The sequence below is a fragment of the Actinokineospora sp. genome (assembly GCF_052390155.1).
In the GTDB taxonomy this organism is placed as follows: domain Bacteria; phylum Actinomycetota; class Actinomycetes; order Mycobacteriales; family Pseudonocardiaceae; genus Actinokineospora.
In genome coordinates this window covers 126,793-145,136 of sequence record NZ_JBQTHF010000028.1, presented here as the reverse complement: position 1 = coordinate 145,136, position 18,344 = coordinate 126,793, and the positions used below count along the sequence as shown (strand labels likewise).

General features: G+C 70.3%; 19 protein-coding genes and 1 pseudogene. 13 read left to right on the top strand and 7 right to left on the bottom strand.

Annotated features, from left to right (window positions below):
• Positions 1-116: 116 nt before the first annotated feature.
• Positions 117-461, top strand: a pseudogene (locus tag ACT4N7_RS11070) (pyridoxamine 5'-phosphate oxidase family protein).
• 218 nt (positions 462-679) lie between these two features.
• On the opposite strand, the gene ACT4N7_RS11065 reads toward ACT4N7_RS11070, so the two are convergent.
• Genes ACT4N7_RS11065 through ACT4N7_RS11055 form a run of 3 tightly spaced genes read right to left on the bottom strand, consistent with a single transcriptional unit; the run spans position 680 to position 1,465 of the window.
• A complete protein-coding gene (locus ACT4N7_RS11065) occupies positions 680-931 on the bottom strand; it encodes a hypothetical protein (RefSeq protein ID WP_444828563.1) in 252 nt (83 codons plus the stop codon).
• Entirely contained in the window at positions 928-1,143 is a 216-nt protein-coding gene (locus tag ACT4N7_RS11060; RefSeq protein WP_444828562.1) for a hypothetical protein, read from the bottom strand. The genes ACT4N7_RS11065 and ACT4N7_RS11060 overlap by 4 nt, the downstream gene beginning before the upstream one ends.
• A gap of 7 nt (positions 1,144-1,150) precedes the next feature.
• Positions 1,151-1,465 (bottom strand): hypothetical protein, encoded by a 315-nt coding sequence (locus tag ACT4N7_RS11055; protein WP_444828561.1) that lies wholly within the window; start codon positions 1,463-1,465, stop codon positions 1,151-1,153.
• Between the two features lie 332 nt (positions 1,466-1,797).
• Between ACT4N7_RS11055 and ACT4N7_RS11050 the strand changes: the two genes are divergently transcribed.
• The 3 genes from ACT4N7_RS11050 to ACT4N7_RS11040 are packed head-to-tail and all read left to right on the top strand — an operon-like array spanning position 1,798 to position 4,193.
• Positions 1,798-2,766 carry a hypothetical protein gene (locus ACT4N7_RS11050; RefSeq protein WP_444828560.1) on the top strand — a complete coding sequence of 323 codons (969 nt, stop codon included), beginning with the start codon at positions 1,798-1,800 and terminating at the stop codon, positions 2,764-2,766.
• 23 nt (positions 2,767-2,789) lie between these two features.
• A complete protein-coding gene (locus tag ACT4N7_RS11045) occupies positions 2,790-3,446 on the top strand; it encodes a YdcF family protein (RefSeq protein WP_444828570.1) in 657 nt (218 codons plus the stop codon).
• Positions 3,447-3,461: 15 nt separating this feature from the next.
• A complete protein-coding gene (locus tag ACT4N7_RS11040) occupies positions 3,462-4,193 on the top strand; it encodes a WbqC family protein (RefSeq protein ID WP_444828559.1) in 732 nt (243 codons plus the stop codon).
• 265 nt (positions 4,194-4,458) lie between these two features.
• Here the strand turns inward: ACT4N7_RS11040 and ACT4N7_RS11035 are convergent, their stop codons facing one another.
• Positions 4,459-6,315 carry a DNA/RNA non-specific endonuclease gene (locus ACT4N7_RS11035; RefSeq protein ID WP_444828558.1) on the bottom strand — a complete coding sequence of 619 codons (1,857 nt, stop codon included), beginning with the start codon at positions 6,313-6,315 and terminating at the stop codon, positions 4,459-4,461.
• Positions 6,316-6,554: 239 nt separating this feature from the next.
• On the opposite strand from ACT4N7_RS11035, the gene ACT4N7_RS11030 reads away from it, so the two are divergent.
• The 9 genes from ACT4N7_RS11030 to ACT4N7_RS10990 all read left to right on the top strand — a co-directional run bounded on the left by ACT4N7_RS11030 (position 6,555) and on the right by ACT4N7_RS10990 (position 15,005).
• Positions 6,555-6,683, top strand: coding sequence for a hypothetical protein (locus ACT4N7_RS11030; RefSeq protein WP_444828557.1), 129 nt, complete (start codon positions 6,555-6,557; stop codon positions 6,681-6,683).
• Between the two features lie 116 nt (positions 6,684-6,799).
• Positions 6,800-7,648 carry a JmjC domain-containing protein gene (locus ACT4N7_RS11025; RefSeq protein ID WP_444828556.1) on the top strand — a complete coding sequence of 283 codons (849 nt, stop codon included), beginning with the start codon at positions 6,800-6,802 and terminating at the stop codon, positions 7,646-7,648.
• The gene (locus ACT4N7_RS11020; protein ID WP_444828555.1) at positions 7,645-8,457 is read left to right on the top strand and encodes a hypothetical protein; all 813 of its coding nucleotides are present in this window, start codon (positions 7,645-7,647) and stop codon (positions 8,455-8,457) included. Before ACT4N7_RS11025 ends, ACT4N7_RS11020 begins: the two co-directional genes overlap by 4 nt.
• Entirely contained in the window at positions 8,454-9,644 is a 1,191-nt protein-coding gene (locus tag ACT4N7_RS11015) for a YcaO-like family protein (RefSeq protein WP_444828554.1), read from the top strand. Before ACT4N7_RS11020 ends, ACT4N7_RS11015 begins: the two co-directional genes overlap by 4 nt.
• Positions 9,641-10,963 carry a TfuA-like protein gene (locus ACT4N7_RS11010; RefSeq protein ID WP_444828553.1) on the top strand — a complete coding sequence of 441 codons (1,323 nt, stop codon included), beginning with the start codon at positions 9,641-9,643 and terminating at the stop codon, positions 10,961-10,963. The genes ACT4N7_RS11015 and ACT4N7_RS11010 overlap by 4 nt, the downstream gene beginning before the upstream one ends.
• On the top strand, positions 10,953-12,158 hold the full coding sequence (locus tag ACT4N7_RS11005; RefSeq protein WP_444828552.1) for a YcaO-like family protein: 1,206 nt from the start codon (positions 10,953-10,955) through the stop codon (positions 12,156-12,158). Before ACT4N7_RS11010 ends, ACT4N7_RS11005 begins: the two co-directional genes overlap by 11 nt.
• On the top strand, positions 12,155-12,856 hold the full coding sequence (locus ACT4N7_RS11000; protein WP_444828551.1) for a TfuA-like protein: 702 nt from the start codon (positions 12,155-12,157) through the stop codon (positions 12,854-12,856). The genes ACT4N7_RS11005 and ACT4N7_RS11000 overlap by 4 nt, the downstream gene beginning before the upstream one ends.
• On the top strand, positions 12,853-14,127 hold the full coding sequence (locus ACT4N7_RS10995) for an MFS transporter (protein WP_444828550.1): 1,275 nt from the start codon (positions 12,853-12,855) through the stop codon (positions 14,125-14,127). Before ACT4N7_RS11000 ends, ACT4N7_RS10995 begins: the two co-directional genes overlap by 4 nt.
• Positions 14,124-15,005, top strand: a complete 882-nt coding sequence (locus tag ACT4N7_RS10990; protein WP_444828549.1) for a thiopeptide-type bacteriocin biosynthesis protein — start codon at positions 14,124-14,126, stop codon at positions 15,003-15,005. Before ACT4N7_RS10995 ends, ACT4N7_RS10990 begins: the two co-directional genes overlap by 4 nt.
• Here ACT4N7_RS10990 and ACT4N7_RS10985 read toward each other — a convergent pair.
• The 3 genes from ACT4N7_RS10985 to ACT4N7_RS10975 all read right to left on the bottom strand — a co-directional run bounded on the left by ACT4N7_RS10985 (position 14,991) and on the right by ACT4N7_RS10975 (position 18,021).
• Positions 14,991-15,878 carry an alpha/beta hydrolase gene (locus ACT4N7_RS10985; RefSeq protein ID WP_444828548.1) on the bottom strand — a complete coding sequence of 296 codons (888 nt, stop codon included), beginning with the start codon at positions 15,876-15,878 and terminating at the stop codon, positions 14,991-14,993. The genes ACT4N7_RS10990 and ACT4N7_RS10985 overlap by 15 nt on opposite strands.
• Positions 15,868-17,004 (bottom strand): alpha/beta hydrolase, encoded by a 1,137-nt coding sequence (locus ACT4N7_RS10980; protein WP_444828547.1) that lies wholly within the window; start codon positions 17,002-17,004, stop codon positions 15,868-15,870. The genes ACT4N7_RS10985 and ACT4N7_RS10980 overlap by 11 nt, the downstream gene beginning before the upstream one ends.
• A 501-nt stretch (positions 17,005-17,505) precedes the next feature.
• Positions 17,506-18,021 carry a GNAT family N-acetyltransferase gene (locus tag ACT4N7_RS10975; RefSeq protein ID WP_444828546.1) on the bottom strand — a complete coding sequence of 172 codons (516 nt, stop codon included), beginning with the start codon at positions 18,019-18,021 and terminating at the stop codon, positions 17,506-17,508.
• Positions 18,022-18,344: the final 323 nt, after the last annotated feature.

Genomic DNA, 18,344 nt, shown 5'->3' with positions numbered 1-18,344 from the left:
GGGGGGGCGCCGTGGGGGGCGCCGGTTTCGGGGGCGGTTTGTTTTTTTGGGGGGGGGGCGCCCCGGGGGGGGCCCCCCGCCACGGTTCGCCTCATGTCACCCGAGTTCCTCGCGTTCTGTCGGAGCGGCACCTGTGCTCGCTGACCACGATTCGCGCCGACAGGCACCCCGCACGTGGTGCCTGTCGGCGTGACCTATGACCCTGAGGCGGATGTCGCCCGGGTGATCACGTCGCGGGGCTCGCGCAAGGTGGCGCACGTGTCGGCCGGAGGTTCGCCGGCCGCTGTGTGTCAAGTGGACGGTCGGCGCTGGTCCACTGTGGAGGGACGGGCGATCGTGGTGGCCGACGCGGCGGCGGTGGCCGACGCCGCTACGCCGCCCGGTACCGCCAACCCCGCCCCAACCCCGAGCGGGTCGTCATCGAGATCAGGGTCGACCGCGTCCTCGGCACGGTCCGATGACCGGATCGTCCACCAGCCTGGCCTTACTGGAACCACGGTCGAAGACCGAAGCAGACAAGGCCACGATGGATTGATCAACACGGGCGGTGTCCTCCCAGGGCCCAACCTTCACGGGCACACCACACCGCCAGGGCTTCCCGACACCCCGCCAGATACTCCGGCCGCTCAAAGGGGCTACGGCACGTGGCCGTAGACCAGCGGCGGCTTGCCCTTGACCCTCACCCGCTTGTCTCCGTTCCGTGCCTGATGAGCCGACTTGACCCGCTGATGTCAGCTCGCCCGTTGGCCTTGGCCTCCAAGGCGTGCCCGATGGCGAACAGCCGCGCCGCGAGCTGTTGTTCGACCTCCGCGAGCGTGGCGCTGTATTCCGTCCGGCCGCCGTCGATGTCCAGCACCCGTCCGATGTAAACGGCGATGGACTGGTTGGTCTTGGAGACCTCCGCGAGGAAGGCCAAGTCGTCGTGGTTCACCGTGTCCCCTTGCAATCCGTGGGCAGGTCGGCGTGTGTCTTGGCGATGTCGCGCAGCTTGCGCAGGCCGCGATCGGCCGCGTTGATGAAGCCGACTTCGCCTGGCGAGGTGACCACGAACGCCGCGCGGCTGACGGCGGACAGTTCGGCCATGCTCAGCCGCACCGTGACCGGATACAGGCGGTTGTTCGGGGGTTCCTGGTTGCCTGCCATGTCCGCCTCACTGCCACCACTCGGGGACTACGCCGTCGCTGAACTGCGGCGGGTGTAAGTCGGCCGTGGGCGTTGCTCGGACGGTGAGTAGCCGTGCGCCCGTACTGCGGAGTTGGCCGACGACCGCGGCGGCAATCTCGGCATCGGGCGACAGGTGGCCAGCGTCGACCACCACGGCAGCAAAGGAGTCCGGCAGTCGCAGGACGTCACACAGGCAGTTGAATCCCGGCCGCTGGATCTGGTCGGGTGCGGCGGCTGGGCAACGACCCTGCCAGAGCGATTCGAACCGCTGTGCTGCGTCGTTGGGCGTCAGTCCGTCCATGTCCACCGCCGTCGTCGCTCGGGTGTCTGGGCGGCACTCGGTACCAGGGGTGGAAGCTCTGTCGGGGGAGGGCCTCCGCGTGTCGGCCGGTACCGAGTGCCGTGCTAAAGAGCCTGGTCAGCCGTGGTGGGCAGCGGAACGAACGGCTGTGGCACTTCCGTTGCACTTGTGGTGCACCACTGGCGGCGGACGTGGTTGCATAGGGAATCGAAGGAGGTACCGAGCGTGGCGTCAGTCCGGCACTGGACGGGGCGGGAAGCCCAGGCGCTTCGCCGTGCCCTGCGCTTGACATCCGCGCGTTCGGGGAGTACCTGGGCGTCGGCATCCGCACGGTGACCAAGTGGGAGTCTCTGGGCACAGAGACCACCCCACGGCCGGAGAAACAGGCCATCTTGGATACGGCGCTGTCGCGTGCCGACGCGGACGCCAAGCTGCGCTTTGAGTTGCTGCTCATGCAGGAGGGCAACGCCCCGCTCAAGAGCTACTACCAACGCGCCCCGCGCGAGTGGGATTACGAAACCTGGACAGACGACCTCGGACGAGCAGCGGCCTGCCTTGCCCGCCAAGACTTCAAGTTCGCGGCCAGCCTGGTAGATCGCTGGCTGCGGCGGTTCGACCCGCACAGCCTGGATAACCACGGTCTGTACCTGCATGCCCGTTCGCTGGTATTGCTGGGTGACTTGCAGCGCGATCAAGGGGATATCCACGGTACCTTTTCCGCTCGCCAGACCTACCACAGGGCGCGGCGGTTCTTTCAGGACTTGGACGTGCCCAGGCGGGCGGCACAGGTCGAGTTGTCGCTGGCGGTCATCGAAGAAATGGGCGGGCACTTGCAGCCTGCTGCCAAGCGCTATGCGGCACTGGCCGAAGATGAACGGCTCAGCCCGCGTGACCGTACCCGTGCCGAACTGTGGGTCGGTACCTCGCTGACCAAGGAAGGCGATACCGGCTACGCCGTGCGCGTCATGGACGACGCCACCCGTGGTTTTGAAGAACTTGAAGAACCGGCAGACTGGTCAGTGGCACATCAAAAGCTCGCCTTGGCGCACCGGGTCTCGGGTGACTTGTCCAGCGCGCTGCGCTACATCGAGGTAGCGCTTTCCACCCGCGCCACGGACTCACCCATGCAGCGCGTCCGGCTGGATACCGCGCACGCGCATGTCCTGCTCTCAGACAAGGCCACTGCCGAGAGCGGAATGCGCCTGTTGACCCTAGCCGCGGGAACCTCCCGCGAATACGGCATGTCACACCAATTGGCCAGCATCGAAGGCATCCGCTATGCCTTCGAGCAGACACAGTGAACCAACCAAAGGACGAACGCCCTATGGCGCCGACCGGCACTACCGAACAGCACTGGCAGGACGCCGAACTGATCTGGGACTACCACCAGATGGGGCACGAATTGCGCCCCTGTGACGTGGCCATCGGGCTGGGCAGCCATGACCTGGGCGTGGCCAGTCATGCCGCTGAGTTGTACCAGGCGGGCATGTTCCCGCTGGTGGTGTTCAGCGGTGGCAACAGTCCCACCACGGCCGGACGCTTTCCGCGTGGTGAAGCCGTGCACTACCGCGAACACGCCATCGCTCAGGGGGTGCCGGACAGCGCCGTTCTGGTGGAGCCCCAGGCAGGTAATACCGGCGAGAATATTTCGCTGTCGCGGGAAGTACTGGCTGACCACGGCATAATCCCGCGCACGGTGCTGGTCATTTCCAAGCCCTACATGGAACGTCGTGCCTTCGCTACCTGCCAATTGGCCTGGCCAGAAGTCGAGGTGCAGTGCACCTCAGAGCCGCTAAAATTCACGCACTACGTGCAATCTATCGGAGATGAGCGGCTGGTGATTGACATGCTGGTCGGTGACATGCAGCGGGTCATCGAGTACCCCAAGCGGGGCTTTGCCGCACCGCAGGACGTTCCGGCAGACGTGCTGTCCGCCTATGGGCGATTGCTGGCTGCGGGTTTCGACAGTCGCTTGCTTTAGAATGGCCTGGTAGTCATGTTGAGTCGAAGAACGTGCGCCATCCACCAGCCCAATCTATTCCCGCGCTTGCCGACATTGGCCAAGCTCTACGCGGCTGATGTGTGGGTGGTACTCGATGATGTGCAGTTCAACGCACGGGATTACCAACAACGATCGTGGCTGGAACACCCGAATAGCGCCCGTGGTCAATGGCTCACACTGCCCGTTCACCGACCGCGCGGCCGTCACTCCCTGATTTCCGATGTCCGTCTTGCCGATCCGGTTACCAGTGCCCGCCGTGTCCGCCAACTGGTGCACCAGTATTACGGCCGGTGCCGACGCTGGCCGGAACTTCGGCCACTCATCGAGGAAGCGGCCGCTGCCACCTACGCCGGTAACGGGCTGGCCGCCGTTTCCGAGCTGTCGACCCGCTTGCTACTTGAGCACATGGGATGGCGCGGCACAGTGATACGCAGCAGCGCCTTCACCGTGCGGCCGGAACGCTCCGAGCGTCTAGCCGATCTCACGGTCGCCGTGGGCGCAGATGAGTATCTCTGCGGCACTGGTGGTGCGAAGTACCTCAACGAAGCGGCGTTCACCGCCCAGGGCATCCGCGTGCGCTATGCCCAGGTGCCTGCTCTGGCCGCGCTACGTGAGCGACGGCAGACCAGCGGCCTGTGGTGGCTGGCGGCTGTCGACTGGGAAGGACTGCACGGGTTGTTGTGGAGTGAGGGGGTGGGTTGTAGGCGGTCTTGGACACCACGATGACGGGCAGCATGACCGCGCCGCCATCGTGGTGTAGATCAAGAGGTTTGGCGATGCTCCTCGGCCAACGCCTCCAACGTCCTACCGAGGTCTTCTAGCAGGTCAGCGCGGTTCGACTAACGCCAAATCACCTTCACATCCGCCCGAACCATCGACCGAAGTCGTGCAGCCTTTCCGTGTCCCACCACCGATTGGCGGGCGGGGAGCCAAACCCCACCCGCGAACCGATTCGCACTGGCGGGTCGGACTGCCGGGCGAGGCGGCCCGGTCAGCTCCAGGTGATGTCGGTCAGGCTGTCCAGCGGGGCGGGGGGTCCGGCGGTCTCCGGCCCGCTCGGCACGGTGTCGGCCTCGTGCAGTGCCACGGGGAACTGGAGGTTGGTGCGGGCTTCGAGGTCGGCCACGGCAACCTGGAACACCCGGAACTCGTCCAGGTCCAGGGTTTCCAGGCGGTCGAGGTTCTGGGTCAGCAGAAACGCGCTCGCTTTGAGGGTGCCGCCTTCGACGAAGGCGATGATCTTCCAGAACTCGCGTGGGATGCCGACGCCGCGGAACAGTCGGTCGTCGTCGGCGAAGACGGGGCCGCCGAAGACGCTGGCGCGCAGGTCGGCCACCTCGACGTCGGCGAACAGCGCGTCCTCCAGTCTGCCCCACAGGCCGTTGCGCATGCTCTGGTTGAAGTCGTCCATCTGCGGGGTGATGTTGGTGAAGAAGAACGACTCGCGGTTGGCGCGCTCGGCTTCCGCCAACGGACCCCACAGCAGGTCCGCGCGACGGGCGAGGTGGCCGCGGTCGAGTCGATTGTTCGAATACAGCTCGTCGCCCACCTGACTGGACGCCGGGAGTCGGGGGTCCTTGACGAACGGGATGCCGGTGCGGTCGAGCTTCTTGAGCCCGCCGCCGTCGATGTTCCAGGCCACCCAGCAGGCGAACTTGCGCGAAGCGCGCAGTGCCAACGAGAAATGGGTGTAGTCGACCCGGGGTGAACCGTCGAGCAGCACCGCGTCATCGCGGATCGCGGGGTCCAGGTCGGGCGTTCGCACTGGTACGGAAAGGAAATCCGCGTCGTAGCCGGTCGGGGTGGGGTCGGCCTCGCCGCCTTCCGGCGTCACCAGGGTGATCCCGAGCTTGTCGAACACCGACGACGCCAGACAGGCCAGCGCGTGTTCGTCGGGGTCGCCCGCGCCCTCGCCCGCGAAGTGCAGGCCCGCCAACACCTTCGCGGGCCTGCCGTTGGCGGCCTTGAACAGCCACGCCGCGCCCGAGTCGCCGCCCTTGCTCACCTCGCCGTCCGCGGGCGGGCGGGCCGGGTCCACGCCGATCTCGAAGCAGCCGATCTCCTTCTGTCCCACCGTTCCGCCATAATTGATCTTGACAATGGTGTCGATCCGGCGCACCACGCCGTGCGTGATCCCGGTGGTGCGCCCGCTCTTGACCACCTTGTCGCCCAGCTCGGGTTCGCCCAGTTCCTCCGGCGCGACGTCCAGCTCGTGGATCGTCGGGTCGAGGCCGCGGGCGTCGACGGCGGCGATCGCGCAGTCGCCCGCGATCCCGAGGTGCGACCTGACCAGCGTGCCGAGCCGGTTCTGCGCGGTGCGGTTGTCGTCGTGCGTGCCGGGCTGGACCACGGTGTCGCCGAGCGCGCCGTCCGTGCCGTTGAGAACATGCCAGTTGCTGAGCACATACGGCGTGCCGTCGGCGCGGTCGAAGACGACGGCGCCGACCGTGCCGCAGGTGATCTTCGGGTGCCCGACGCTGACACCGGGGCGCACCGGGTCGATCCGGGCCTTGCGAGTGTCCACTTCGGCCTCGGCGACGACCCGGAAGTCCGGCCGATACGAGCGCTGGAGCACATCGGTGGGGATCTCGACGCCCGCGACGGTGATGCTCTCCGGCAGCAGCGCGGTGTCCAGCGCCTCCAGCCGCTCCGGCTCGGCCTTGGTGTCGACGGTGAACTGGATCGAGACCTCTTTGGTCCGCTTGCCGTCGCGCACCTTGTAGCCGATCCCGATCGAGGACACGTTCGGGTCCTGCAGGTACCGGGCGCCCTGGCTGCGGATGAAGCCGCGCAGCGCGGTGAACAGCTCGGCGTCCGGGGTGACGGGGTCGTTCTTCTTCGCGGCCATGGGGAGTTCCTTCGGCGGACGGGAAGCGCGCACACGGGTGGGGTCTGGTGACCATGCCCCCGCGACCCGGTCGCGGACAAGGGTCTGTTGTCCGTTTCCGGTCCCGTCCCGACCGGCGAGGGCACCGTCCACCTGGGCCGATGGGCGCACCGCAATTTCGAGGTGGGCATTGTGCTGCCGAAACAGTGACCCTGATAAGGCAGCTGCTGACCCGAACACAACGTATGGAGGAAATGCTCATGGTCGACATCGCCGCTCTGCTCGCCGCGTCCACCGACGAAGCCCTCGCCGCCTCCGGCGCCCTCGCCGTCGACTTCAGCCTGTCCATCGGCGAGTCGCTGGTCGTCGGAAAGACCAACGAGGCCTGATCCGACCGGGTGGTGCCGCGCCGCGGCAATTCGCGGCGCGGCACCCTAACGGCGAAATCCGCTATCGAAGCACAGGTGAGGCGCAGGTGAGCACCCAGACCCCCTTAGGCTCTCTCTTGTCGGAGAAGGGAGACCTGGTCCGCGCGTACCACGGGACCGAGCCCCTGCTGCTGCGCCAGGCCGTGCCCCTCGCGGGCCTCCCGACCAGCGCGGACCTCGACGGGCTCATCGACGCGAGCCTGCTGCGGTGGCCGTACTTCACCGTCTTCCAGGACGGCGTGAAACCGCCGCTCACCGAGGTGACGACAAGTCGGCGGGTGGGTGGCGCCGAAATCGACGGATTCGTGCGACCCGCGGGCGTCCGCACACAACTCGCCGAGGGGGCGACGTTCAAACTGAGCCAGGTCGAGGACTGGCACAATGTCATTCGAGATCAGGTCGAGGAACTGCGCGCCATTTTCCCGGCCGAAGTCACCTCTTATCTTTTCCTCACGCCCAAAGGCAAACGGGGGATGCTGCCGCACCGGGACGGTTCCCGGGTGCTGGTGATCCAGATCGAGGGCGCCAAGGAATGGCACCTCTACTATTCGGCGGAAACGGAGAATCCGGACGCGGGCCTCGACGTCGACCCCAGCACCGAACTCGATACCGTCGTGCTCACCCCCGGCGACGTGCTGTACCTGCCGCACGCCTACGCCCACGCGCCGCGCGCGCTGGACGAGACCTCGCTGCACGTGACCTTCACCCTCACCGAGCCGACGCCGGAGTCGCTGCTGAGCGCGCTGCTCGACGAGTGGCTCGCCACCGACCGCATGTCGGCCCTGGTGGACCACCGCGACACGCTCACCACCGCCGAGCAGGTCGACCTGGTGGTCGCCGAGCTGAAGAAGTTCGCCCAGGACGTCGACCCGTCGACGCTGCTCACCAGGGCGCTCGCGTCCGCGGCCTTCCGGGACGAGTCATGACGGTGACCGCCACCCTGACCGAGCTGGTCGGCGACGCGCCCGAGTTCCTGCGCGGGCACTGGAACCGCGGTCCCGCGCGGTTCCGCGCCGACCTCCCCGAGCTGATCACCGAGCGCGAGATCCTCGACACGGTGGCCTGCGGGCTGCTGTCCTGGCCCTACGTCACGGTGGTGCGCGACGGCGTCCCCGCGCGGCGCGACGAGGTGACCGTCACCCGCCGGGTCCTCAACGTCACCGTGCCGGGGTTCGTCCACCGCCGCACTGTCGTCGAGGAGTTCCGCGGCGGCGCGACGATCGAGCTGGCGCACGCCGAGCACTGGCAGCCGCGGATCCGGGCGGTGGTCGAGGGTCTCGCGCCCGCGTTCGGCGCCGAGGTGGCCGCCGCGGTCCGGCTCACGCCCGCCGGGGCCGTCGAGCCCGCGGCGCACACCGGCCGGGCGCACGCGTTCGTCCTGCAGCTCGCGGGCGAGACCGAGTGGACCGCCGCGGGCGACCCGCCGCTGGTGCCGCGCCCCGGCGAGGTGCTCTACCTCCCGCATGGACGGCCGCGCACCGCCACCGCGACCGGCGGCACATCGCTGCGCGTCGCGATCACCGTCGAGGAACCCGACACCGCCGACATCGTCGCCGTGCTCGCGCGGACCCTGGTGCGCAGGCTCCAGGCGAGCGAGGAAGCCAAGCTGCACCACCGGTTGCCCGCCGAACGCAAGGCGGACTGGGTGCGCGACGAGGTCGCGCGGTGCTGCGCCGAACTGGACCTCGCCGCGGTGCTGGACGCCGCCGTCGAGCGCCGCACCAGCCGATCATGACCAGGCAGCTCGACACTCCATCCACTGTGGACTCACAGCTCACGGCGTCCCTGCGCATCCGGTCGCCGGAGCGGACTTGGGCGCTGGTCGAGCCGCGACTGCGGCGGTACGGGATCACCCGGGTGGCCGACCTGACCGGCCTGGACGTCATCGGGCTGCCGGTGTTCATGGCCGTGCGCCCGCTCGCCACCACCGTGGGCGTGAGCCAGGGCAAGGGGGTGACGCCGCTGCTCGCGCGGCTCTCCGCGGTGATGGAGTCCATCGAGGTCTGCATCGCCGAGCGGTTCGCCCCGGCGGAGGTCTTGCGCGCGTGCGCCGCCGAACTGGACCTGCCCTACGCGGTCGAGGAGACCACCTCGACCGAGCGTTCCGTTGTCTCGGACCGGTTTCCGCTGTCCTGGGTGCCCGCCACGTCGCTGGCCGACGGCCGCGAGACGTACGTGCCGCTGCGGGCGGTCGCGATGGACGGCACCGCGGACACCCGGTGGCGCCCCCGCACCCTCGTCGGCTCGTCCAACGGCCTGGCCAGCGGGAACAGCCTCGCCGAGGCCACCGTGCACGCGCTGCTGGAGGTCATCGAGCGGCACTCGATCACCAGCCTCGCGACCACGCCGATCGAGCGGCGCAAGGTGCTCGACCTGGCCACCCTGCCCACCGGCTGGTGCCGCGACCTCATCGGCCGACTGCGCGAAGACGGGTTCTGGGTCGAGGCCGTCGACTGCTCGATCGTGCCGGGCACCACGACGTTCGCGGTCTACCTGTGGCGCTCGGACATGCCGAGCGTGTACGCGGGCTCCGGGTCGCACATCGCCGCCGAGATCGCGTTGTTCCGGGCGCTGACCGAGGCGGTGCAGAGCCGGATGTCGGTCATCAGCGGGCTTCGGGAGGATCTCGGTCCGGTTTCCTACCGCGGCGTGCGCAGCGTGGCGCCGCCACCGGCGGTCGAGCCCAACCACGACTGGTCTGCCGTGCCGACCGCCGATCCCCGATCCTGCGCGCCCGGTGACGAGTTGATCGCGCGGCTCACCGGCCAGGTGACCGCGGCGTCGGGCAGGCCCGTGCTCCGGGTGGACCTGACCCCGCCCGGCGAGCCGTTCGCCGTGTGCAAGGTGGTGACGCCCGGACTCGTGCACGACGAGTACCTGGAACTGCCGCGCACCACCGGTTCGGAGGAGGCGCCCCGATGACGCTGCACGTGTTCGCCGGGCCGTCGCTCGCGGGCTCGCCGGTCCTCGATCCGGCCGAGGTCTGCGCGCACCCGCCCGTGGCGCACGGCGACCTGTACCGGTTGCGGCTGGGCCCCGGCGACATCGTGCTCATCGTCGACGGCGTCTACCAGCACCAGGCGCCCGTGCGGCACCGTGAGATCCTTTCCCTCTACGACAACGGTGTCCCGGTGTTCGGCGCGGCGAGCATCGGTGCGTTGCGGGCGTGCGAGCTGGCGGGCCACGGCATGACCGGCCTCGGCACGATCTCGGCCTGGTACCTCGACGGGCGGCTGGAGTCCGACGCGGATGTGGCGCTGATGCACGGCGACGAGGAGGTGGGCTTCCGCGCCTTCACCCACGCGCTGGTGAACATCCTCGACGTCACCGACCGACTGGTCCACAGTGGACATATCGACGCCGTGGGCATCCTCGACGTTGCTCGCTCGGTGCACTTCAGCGTGCGCACCAATGCCGCGCTGCTCGCCGCCACCCGCGGGGGACCGCTGGAGTCGGCCATGCGGTCCGTTGTGGACGAACTCGGCCGCCATGACCTCAAGCGCGCCGACGCCGAGGCGGCCGTCCGCGACCTGCTGGCCCGTCATCCCTGGGCGGAACCGGTGCCCGCGGGCGTGCCCGTCCCCGACACGTCCTACCGGCGCGAATGGCGCTTCCAGCACACTCCCGCCACTCTTGACGGCACTGGTCCGACCAAGCGCCGACTGCTGGCCTACGCGCAGCTCTTCCTGCCGGACTTCCCCGAACGGCACACGCGCCACGTCATCGATCACCTGCGCCTGCCGGAAGACCCGAGGTTCGGCACCGGCGACCTCGCGCCGGGCTGGCTGGCCGGGCTGACGCCCGCGGAGCTGATCCGGCGCGGCCTGCTGACCGCGAGCGAGGTCGGCACGCTGGACGCCGCGGAGCGCGCGCTGCGGGTGCTCGTGCGCACCTTCCGGCTGCGCTCAGGACGGCTGGTGTACGAGGACGTCCCGCCCGGCCTGCTGACCGAGTTCCCGAACCTGGCCGACCAGTGCGCCAAGCTGCTCGACCTGACCGACCAGGCCGTGCGGACCAACCCGCGGTTCCATCCCGGCGACATCCCGCCGGATGAGGTCGAGGCCGCGTTCCGCGCGCTGTGGCGCACCGACGACGTCCGAATCCACCTGCTGGACCGGGGATTCCGCGACGTCGAGGACTTCTGCGACCAGGCGCGCCCGTTCTTCGTCGCCGCGCGGGCGGCTGTGGCGATGACCGCCGACCCCGTCCTATCCCGGAAGGTGATGACCGATGTCTCTTGACCTGACCCGGGGAGACCGCACCCTGTCGGTGCGGTCGCGCGGCCTGGCCGAGGTGGCGGCGCTCGCCGAGACGCTGCTGGAACCGTTGGGGATCACCAGGGTGGGCGACGTCACCGGGCTCGACGTCATCGGCATCCCGGTGTGGCACACCATGCGGCCGATGGCCGCGCCCGGCCTGAACACGGTGACCAGCGGCAAGGGCGTCACGCCGACCGCGGCGCGGGTGTCGGCGGTGATGGAGGCGATCGAGCGGTACTGGTGCGAGCCGAAGGACCGCGCGCACGTCACCGCGTCCTATGTGGACATGCAGGGCGAGGGGCTGGTGCTCGACCCGCGCAAGCTCGTCCCGCGGCGGACGCACACCTGGGCCGCGGACACCCCGCTGACCTGGTGGCCCACCAGGGAACTGAGCCGCGGCCTGGAGGTCTGGGTGCCCGCGCTGGCGGTGTTCACGCCGTTCGCGCCGGAGGCGGGTCTGTTGCGTTCCAACACGATCGGGCTCGCCGCGGGCAACGACACGGACGAGGCCACGCTGCATGGGCTCTACGAGGTCATCGAGCACGACTGCACCGCGTTCGCCGAGGTGCTCAACCTCGGCCACCGGGTCCGCCCGGAAACCCTTCCCGCACCGGCGAAGGAGCTGCTGGAGCGGTTCGAGCGCGCGGCGGTAGACGTCACGGTGCACGCCTACACCAGCGGAATCGGTATCCCGACGTTCTTCGCGGTCACCGAGGACTCCCACGCGCGCGACGCGATGCTGTTCAACGGGGGTGCGGGATGCCACCTCGACCCGGAGGTCGGGGTCACCCGGGCGCTCGCCGAGGCGGCGCAGTCGCGGCTGGCGGTCATCGGCGGGGCGCGGGAGGACATGGGCGCGCAGGCGTACCGCAGACACGCCTCCTACGACCACTTCAAGGAGTCCATCCGGCGCTGGAGCGAGGGCAGGCCGTGGTGCTCGTTCGACGAGTTCCCCGACCGGACAACGGGTACGGTCGCCGGCGACCTCGCCGTCGCCTCGGCCGCGCTGGAGCGCGACGGCCTCGGCCTGATCCTCGCCACCGAGCTGTCGCCGCCCGACTTTCCCTTCTCGGTCACCAAAGTGGTCGTTCCGGGTACCGAGTTCGCCCACCACGACGCCGAGCGGGTCGGGGTCCGGCTGGCCAGGGCACAGCAGAACGGGCGGGTGGCGGCATGAGACTGCTGGCGTACGTGGGAACCTCACTTCGCCCATCCGATGTGGACGGTCTGCGGCCGCACGCCGAACAGTCCGGTGTGGACCTGGCGGTGCGGCCGCCGATCATCCGCGAGGACCTGCTGACCATCGCCGACACCGAGCACCCGGCGACCCGCGTGCTCATCCTCGACGGCGAGTTCGGCCAGCAGCTCTCCGTCTCGGCCACGGAGATCCGGGAGTACCTCGCCACCGGCCGCTACCTCGCGGGCGGTTCGTCGATGGGCGCGCTGCGGTCGGTCGAGTGCCGCACGCTCGGCATGCGCATGCACGGCTGGGTCGCCGCGCGCTATCTCGACGGGACGGTGAACGCCGACGACGAGGTCGCCCTGCTCTACGACCCGGACTCGTTCGAGCCGGTCACGGTGCCGCTGGTCAACTTCCGCTGGCTGCTGCACCGGCTCGTGCTCGACGGCGCGCTCGACCGCGCGGCGGCCGACGACGCGCTCACCGTCGCGACGAACCTGCACTACCGGACCCGCACACCGGACGCGCTCGCGCGCGGTGTCCGCCGCGACCTGCCCGAGCGCACGGCGAGCCTGCTCACCGACTGCCTGGCCCCCGCGGTGATGGACGCCTGGGACCGCAAGCGGCTCGACGCGCTCGACGCCGTGCGCGCCGAGGTCACCGAACTCGCACCCGTCGGGGCGTCGAGAGGATGACCCACGCCCTGCTGCGCGACCTGCTGCCCGCGGCGGGCGCCGCGCGCCGCTACGGCCTGGTCGTGCTGATCAGCTCGATCGGCACCGGGCTCTACATCAGCGGGACCGTCGTGTTCGCCACCCGGGTCGTCGGCCTTACCCCGCAACAACTCGGGCTGGCGCTGTCGGCCAGTGGTGTGGCAGGCGCGGTGGCCGCCGCGACCATGGGCGGGCTCGCGGACCGCTTCGGCGCCCGGCGGATGATGCGGCTGCTGTGCCTGCTGGAGGGAATCGGCTACCTGCTCTACACCATTGTGGACACTTTCCCGGCCTTCACCGCGCTGGCCTGTTTCGTCGCGGTAGTGGGCTTCGGGAAGATGCCCGCGAGCGCGGCACTGGTCTCGGCGAGCGCGGCGGGGCAGGGGCGGGTGCGGCTGCGGGCACAGTCGCGGTCGCTGCTCAACCTCGGATTCTCCCTGGGCGCGGCGCTTTCCGCGCTGGCGCTCACCATCGGCACGATGCCCGCCTACTACGCGCTGCCGATCGGCAACGCCGTGACGTTCTTCGTCGGCGCGATCCTCGTGCGCGGGCTGCCCGAGGTCACGCCGGTCGCCACCTCGGTCGAGCGCCGCCCGTTCACCGCGCTGCGCAGCGTGCCCGTGCTCACCACCACTGCGCTCACCGGCATCCTCGCGGTGCACGGCTCGCTGGTGCTGGTGATCGTTCCACTGTGGATAGTCGAGCGCACCTCGGCGCCGCACGCGCTGATCGGGCTGCTGCTGGTCGCGAACACCGTGCTGTGCGTGCTGTTCCAGGTCCGGGCCAGCGCGGGCGCGGAGACCCTGGCCGGCAGCGTGCGCAAGGCCCGGTGGTCGGCCGCCGCGCTGGTGCTCGGCTGCGTGGTCATCGGCTTCTCCGCCGGCGCGCCCGCCGCGGTCGCCGTCGCGGTGGTGGCGGCCGGCTACGTCTTCTTCACCGTCGGCGAGATGCTGCAGTCCGCGAGCCAGTGGGGGATGGCGTACGCGCTCGCGCCCGAGCACGTCCAGGCCGAATACCACGGGGCGTTCGGGATGAGCCTGGCCGTCGACGACATCGTGGGCCCGACCGTGGGCACGTGGGCCGTGCTCACCCTCGGCCTGCTGGGCTGGTGGGCCATCGGCGCCGCGTTCGTACTCGCCGCCATCGCGCTGGGTCCGGCGGCTCGGTGGACCGCGCGGACACTGGCCCGCTTGCACGGCCCGGCCCCGGAAAGCCAAGTGCCGCGACCCGACGACGTGAGGCAGGCAGCGTGACGACCTCGACCTTCGACACCGAGCACACCTTCACCGACACCGAGCACTGGCGCACGCTGAGCATCACCGTGCCGTGTGACCCGAGCCTGATCGAGCGGCTGCTGCTCACCGCCGCCGATTCGTGGCTGGCCGACGCGCTCGACGCCGGGGACGTCGAGGACTGGATCATGATTCGCCCGCCCTGCGACGCGGACGGCACCGCGACGGTCAAGCTGCAACTGCGCGGTGCCGGGCCCGCGCGGGTGGCCGAGCTGCGGTCGCGGATCACGGCGTTCCTCGGCGACACCACCGGCGATCCCGTGGTGGAGCGGGCGTTCCGGCCGGAGGTCGACCGGTTCGGCGGGCCGCACGGGATGGCGGTGTGCATGGCGCACTTCGTCGAGTCGACCCGGATCGCGGTCGCCACGATCCGTGCCACACCGTCCTATGCGGACCGACTTTACGCGGCAGCCGGGCTGCTGCTGGCTTCCGTGCTCGCCATCGGCACCGGCTGGGCGAGCGAGATCCAGTGGCTGCGCCGCTACGCCGACTCCCAGGCGGGCATCGCGGGTGCCTCGCCCGCCGACGTCAGCCGGGCGCGGGGGGCCGCCCAGGCCACCTACCTGCGCGACGCCGTGGACTGGCGCCACCACCACGACGACGTGCGGGCGGCCGTGGCCGGGTCGCTCGGCGACCTCGGCGCGTGGCACCGGCTGCAATCCGAGACGTGGTCGACGCTGGCGCGGCTGCACGCGGCCGGGCGGCTCACCATGCCGCCCGCGGTCGTCTACTTCACCCTCGTGCAGATCACGCACAACCAGCTCGGGCTGCGCCCGCAGGACAACGCCTACCTCGCGTGGCTGGTGTCGATGACCCCGGTGTCCTCAGTCGTCGAGTAGGTGCCGGGCCAGGAACTCCGCCTGGGTGCGGACCGCGCGCTGGAACACCGTGCCGCGGTAGATGTCGAAGTGCTCGCCCGGATACTCGACCAGGGTGCCGTTCGGCGTCGCGGCGGCCGCCTCGGCGACGAGCGCGGCCGGGGTGACCTTGTCCTCGGCGCACGCGCAGTACAGCACCGGGCAGCGCACCCGCGCGGCGAACCGCAGCGGCCGATATCCGGGCAGCCGCAACACAACCCGCGCGGCGACCGCGTTGACCCAGGTGTGCTCCTCCGGCAGCAGCGCCCGGAACTGCCGCTCCGCAGCGGTTTCTTGCAACAGCGCGCGCGAGCCGGGCTCGCCGATCAGCGGCAGCAGCACCGGGTCGCGCGGGTGGCGCACGGACCGCACGCGGTCGCGCAGCGCCGTGGCCGCGAGGCGCAGCACCCGCCGGTCGGGCAGGGCGCGCTTGCGCACCAGCCCGAGGTAGGGCACCTGGGCGACGACGGCGGCGATGTCCGGGTCGCGCGCGGCCACCGCCAGCACGTGTCCGCCGCTGAACGACGTACCCCACAAGGCGATCCGCGCACTGTCCACTTCGGACAGCGTGCGGGCGTAGCGCACCGCCGCGGCCCAGTCGGCGAGCTGTGCGTCGACGTCGACGAGCTGGCGGGGCAGCCCGCCGCTGGCGCCGAGGTGGCGGTGGTCGAACACCAGCGCCGCCATCCCGCGCGCGGCGAACCGCTGGGCGTAGCCGGGCAGCCCGGCCTCGCGGACCGCGCCGAACCCGTGCGCCATCACCACACACGGCACCGGGTCGGCGGTCGGGGGCCGGAACAACCAGGCGGCGCACGGGGTGCCCGCCGAGTCGAACCGGTGTTCCTCAGGTGTCACCGCGCACCTCCCGGTCGAGGAACGCGAGCATCGTCGCCCGCAGGGTCTGCGCGGGGACGCTGCCCCACACCAGGTCGAAGCAGTGGTCGGCGTCCACCAGGGGGACCACCAGGTTCGCCGGGTCCGCGCGCAGCCGCGCCGCGTACGGTTCGATCGCGGCGAGCGGCGTCCACTGGTCCTTGGCGCCCGTGGCGAGGTAGACCGCCGGGGGAGCGGTGTCCAGGTGCGTCGAGGGGGACGACCAGCGCCAGCTCGACGCCGACTGCTCGGGCGTGCTGCCCAGGTAGGTGGTCAGCGCGGGGACGTCCGAGCCGACCGGGCTCACCCGGGTGCCGCGCAGCGTCCGGTAGAGCAGTGGCAGGTCGGTCGGCGGGTAGATCGCCACCATCGCGGCCAGCGGCGTCGCGCGTTCCGGCAGGCTCCCGGCCAGCAGCGCGAGCTGCCCGCCCGCCGACGACCCGAGCAGTGCGACCCGATGCGGGTCGACCCGCAGCGCCTCGGCGCGTTCGTCCACCCACCGCAGCCCGTCGAGCACGTCGGCGGGCGCGACGTCCCAGCGCGCGGGCGGCGCGAGCCGGTAGCTCAGGCACACCGTGACGTAACCGTGCTCGGCCAGCCAGGTCGCGTAGCCGCGCAGTTGGCGCCAGTTCCCGCCGACCCAGCCGCCGCCGTGCACCAGCACCACCGCCGGTCGCCGACCGGGCCCGATCGGGTCGGGCGACCAGATCCCGACCGGCAGCCGGGTGCCGTCGCGGGCGACGACGTGGTCGACGTGTGGGCCGGTGATCCCGGGCCGGTCGGTCCGCAGGAAGCTCCCCACCTGCGCCACCACCGCCCACAGCGACGGCCGCACCCCCAGAGCGCGGGCCTGCCGCCACTGCCGCGCGGTGACCAGCAGGAAATAGGCCCCGGAGAGCGCCGACAGCACCCCCGCGACGATCGCGTACCCGCCCGCGCCGAAGGTGAACTCGCCCGCCGCGCCGAGCGCCGCGAGCACGGCCAGGATCGGCGCCACGCTCAACGCGAGCGTCCGAATGAGCCACAGCAGCGCACTCGGCGACGGCACCGCGGTGATCACCGTGACCAGTACGACGAACCCGGTCAGCAGGTGTGCCACGCCGCCCATCCGCCCACCCCCTCGACTCGACCAACACCCGTACCGGGTGATTCGGTGCCCATGCCCGCGGCGCTCGGTTCGGACCCGAAGTGATTTCGGCGGTACCCGATCAGGCACCGTCCAATACGCGCCACGGGCGTATTGGACGCGCAATAGCGAGAACGGATACGTGCGCGCGGTCGACTGGGGAAGAGACCGTTCGCCGAGCCGATCGCCTCGGGGTGCGCCACTCTTTCTTGCTATAGGTGCGATGTGTGGCCGCGATCAGGAGTCCGACTTGCCGGTCGAGTTCGCGTCCGGCGGCTTCCGCTGGGTCGCCGGGCGATTCCGTGATCTCGGCGCCATGGTCGACCATCCGCATTTCGGTGGACGGTTCCCTTGCCGACGATCGCTATTCGGCCTGCCCGAAAGAAATGCCGTCGACGCCCACCCGCGACCCGCACTCGGCAGGAACGGCATCCCGCCAGGTCGAGGGGTACCTCAACCGCGCCTTGTCGCCCCGCGCTCCGCTCAGACCTGACCGCTCAGGTCCCGCGGGCGGGACGCCGCCAGGTCACGCAGCGGCTCGCCGTCGAGGCGCATGACCGCGATCTCGTCCACCTCGCGAGCCCGCAGCCGACGGTAGAAGCGCAACGCGGGCTCGTTGGTGCGCAGCACCCACCACTCCAGCCGGGCACAGCCGCGCTGGACCGCCAACTCCGCGAGGTGCGCCAGCAGCGCTTGCCCCAGACCGTCGCCGCGGTGCTCCGGCCGGACGTAGAGGTCTTCGAGCCGCAGGCCCGCCCGGCCGACCACGGTGCTGTACGTGGCGTAGAACAGGGCGAATCCGACCGGCGTCCCGTCGATCGTCGCCAGGACGGCCTCCGCGTGCGGCCGCGGGCCGAACAGCGCCTCGGCCACGTCCCGCGGCCGGGCGGAGACCGGCTCGGGAAACTGTTCCGCGTCGGCGAGTTCGACGATGAACCGGTGCACTACCTCGACATCGCCCGGCTCCGCCGGTCGGATGACGAGCGCGGGTGATGTCATGCGGGCATCCTGTACCACCGGGGCGGACCGGCGGTCGGGGGCGATAGTGACAGTGACAGTGACGGTGACGGTGACGGAGGACACGGTCGTTTGACCGGCTCAGGACACCGACCCGACACTTCCGCTTTCGGGTGAACCGGTAGGCTCCTTTCTCGCGCACTGCGGGTGATCGCTAGCTCTGAGTAATATTGATCTCGACGAGTCGGGATCATCACACTGGAGGGCGACGACCCATCGGGGGTGCTGATGCGGAAACTGAGTGAGAGGTGGACAGGTGGTATGCGAGCCGAGGGAACGCGACGGCGGGCCTCGGACGCGTTCCC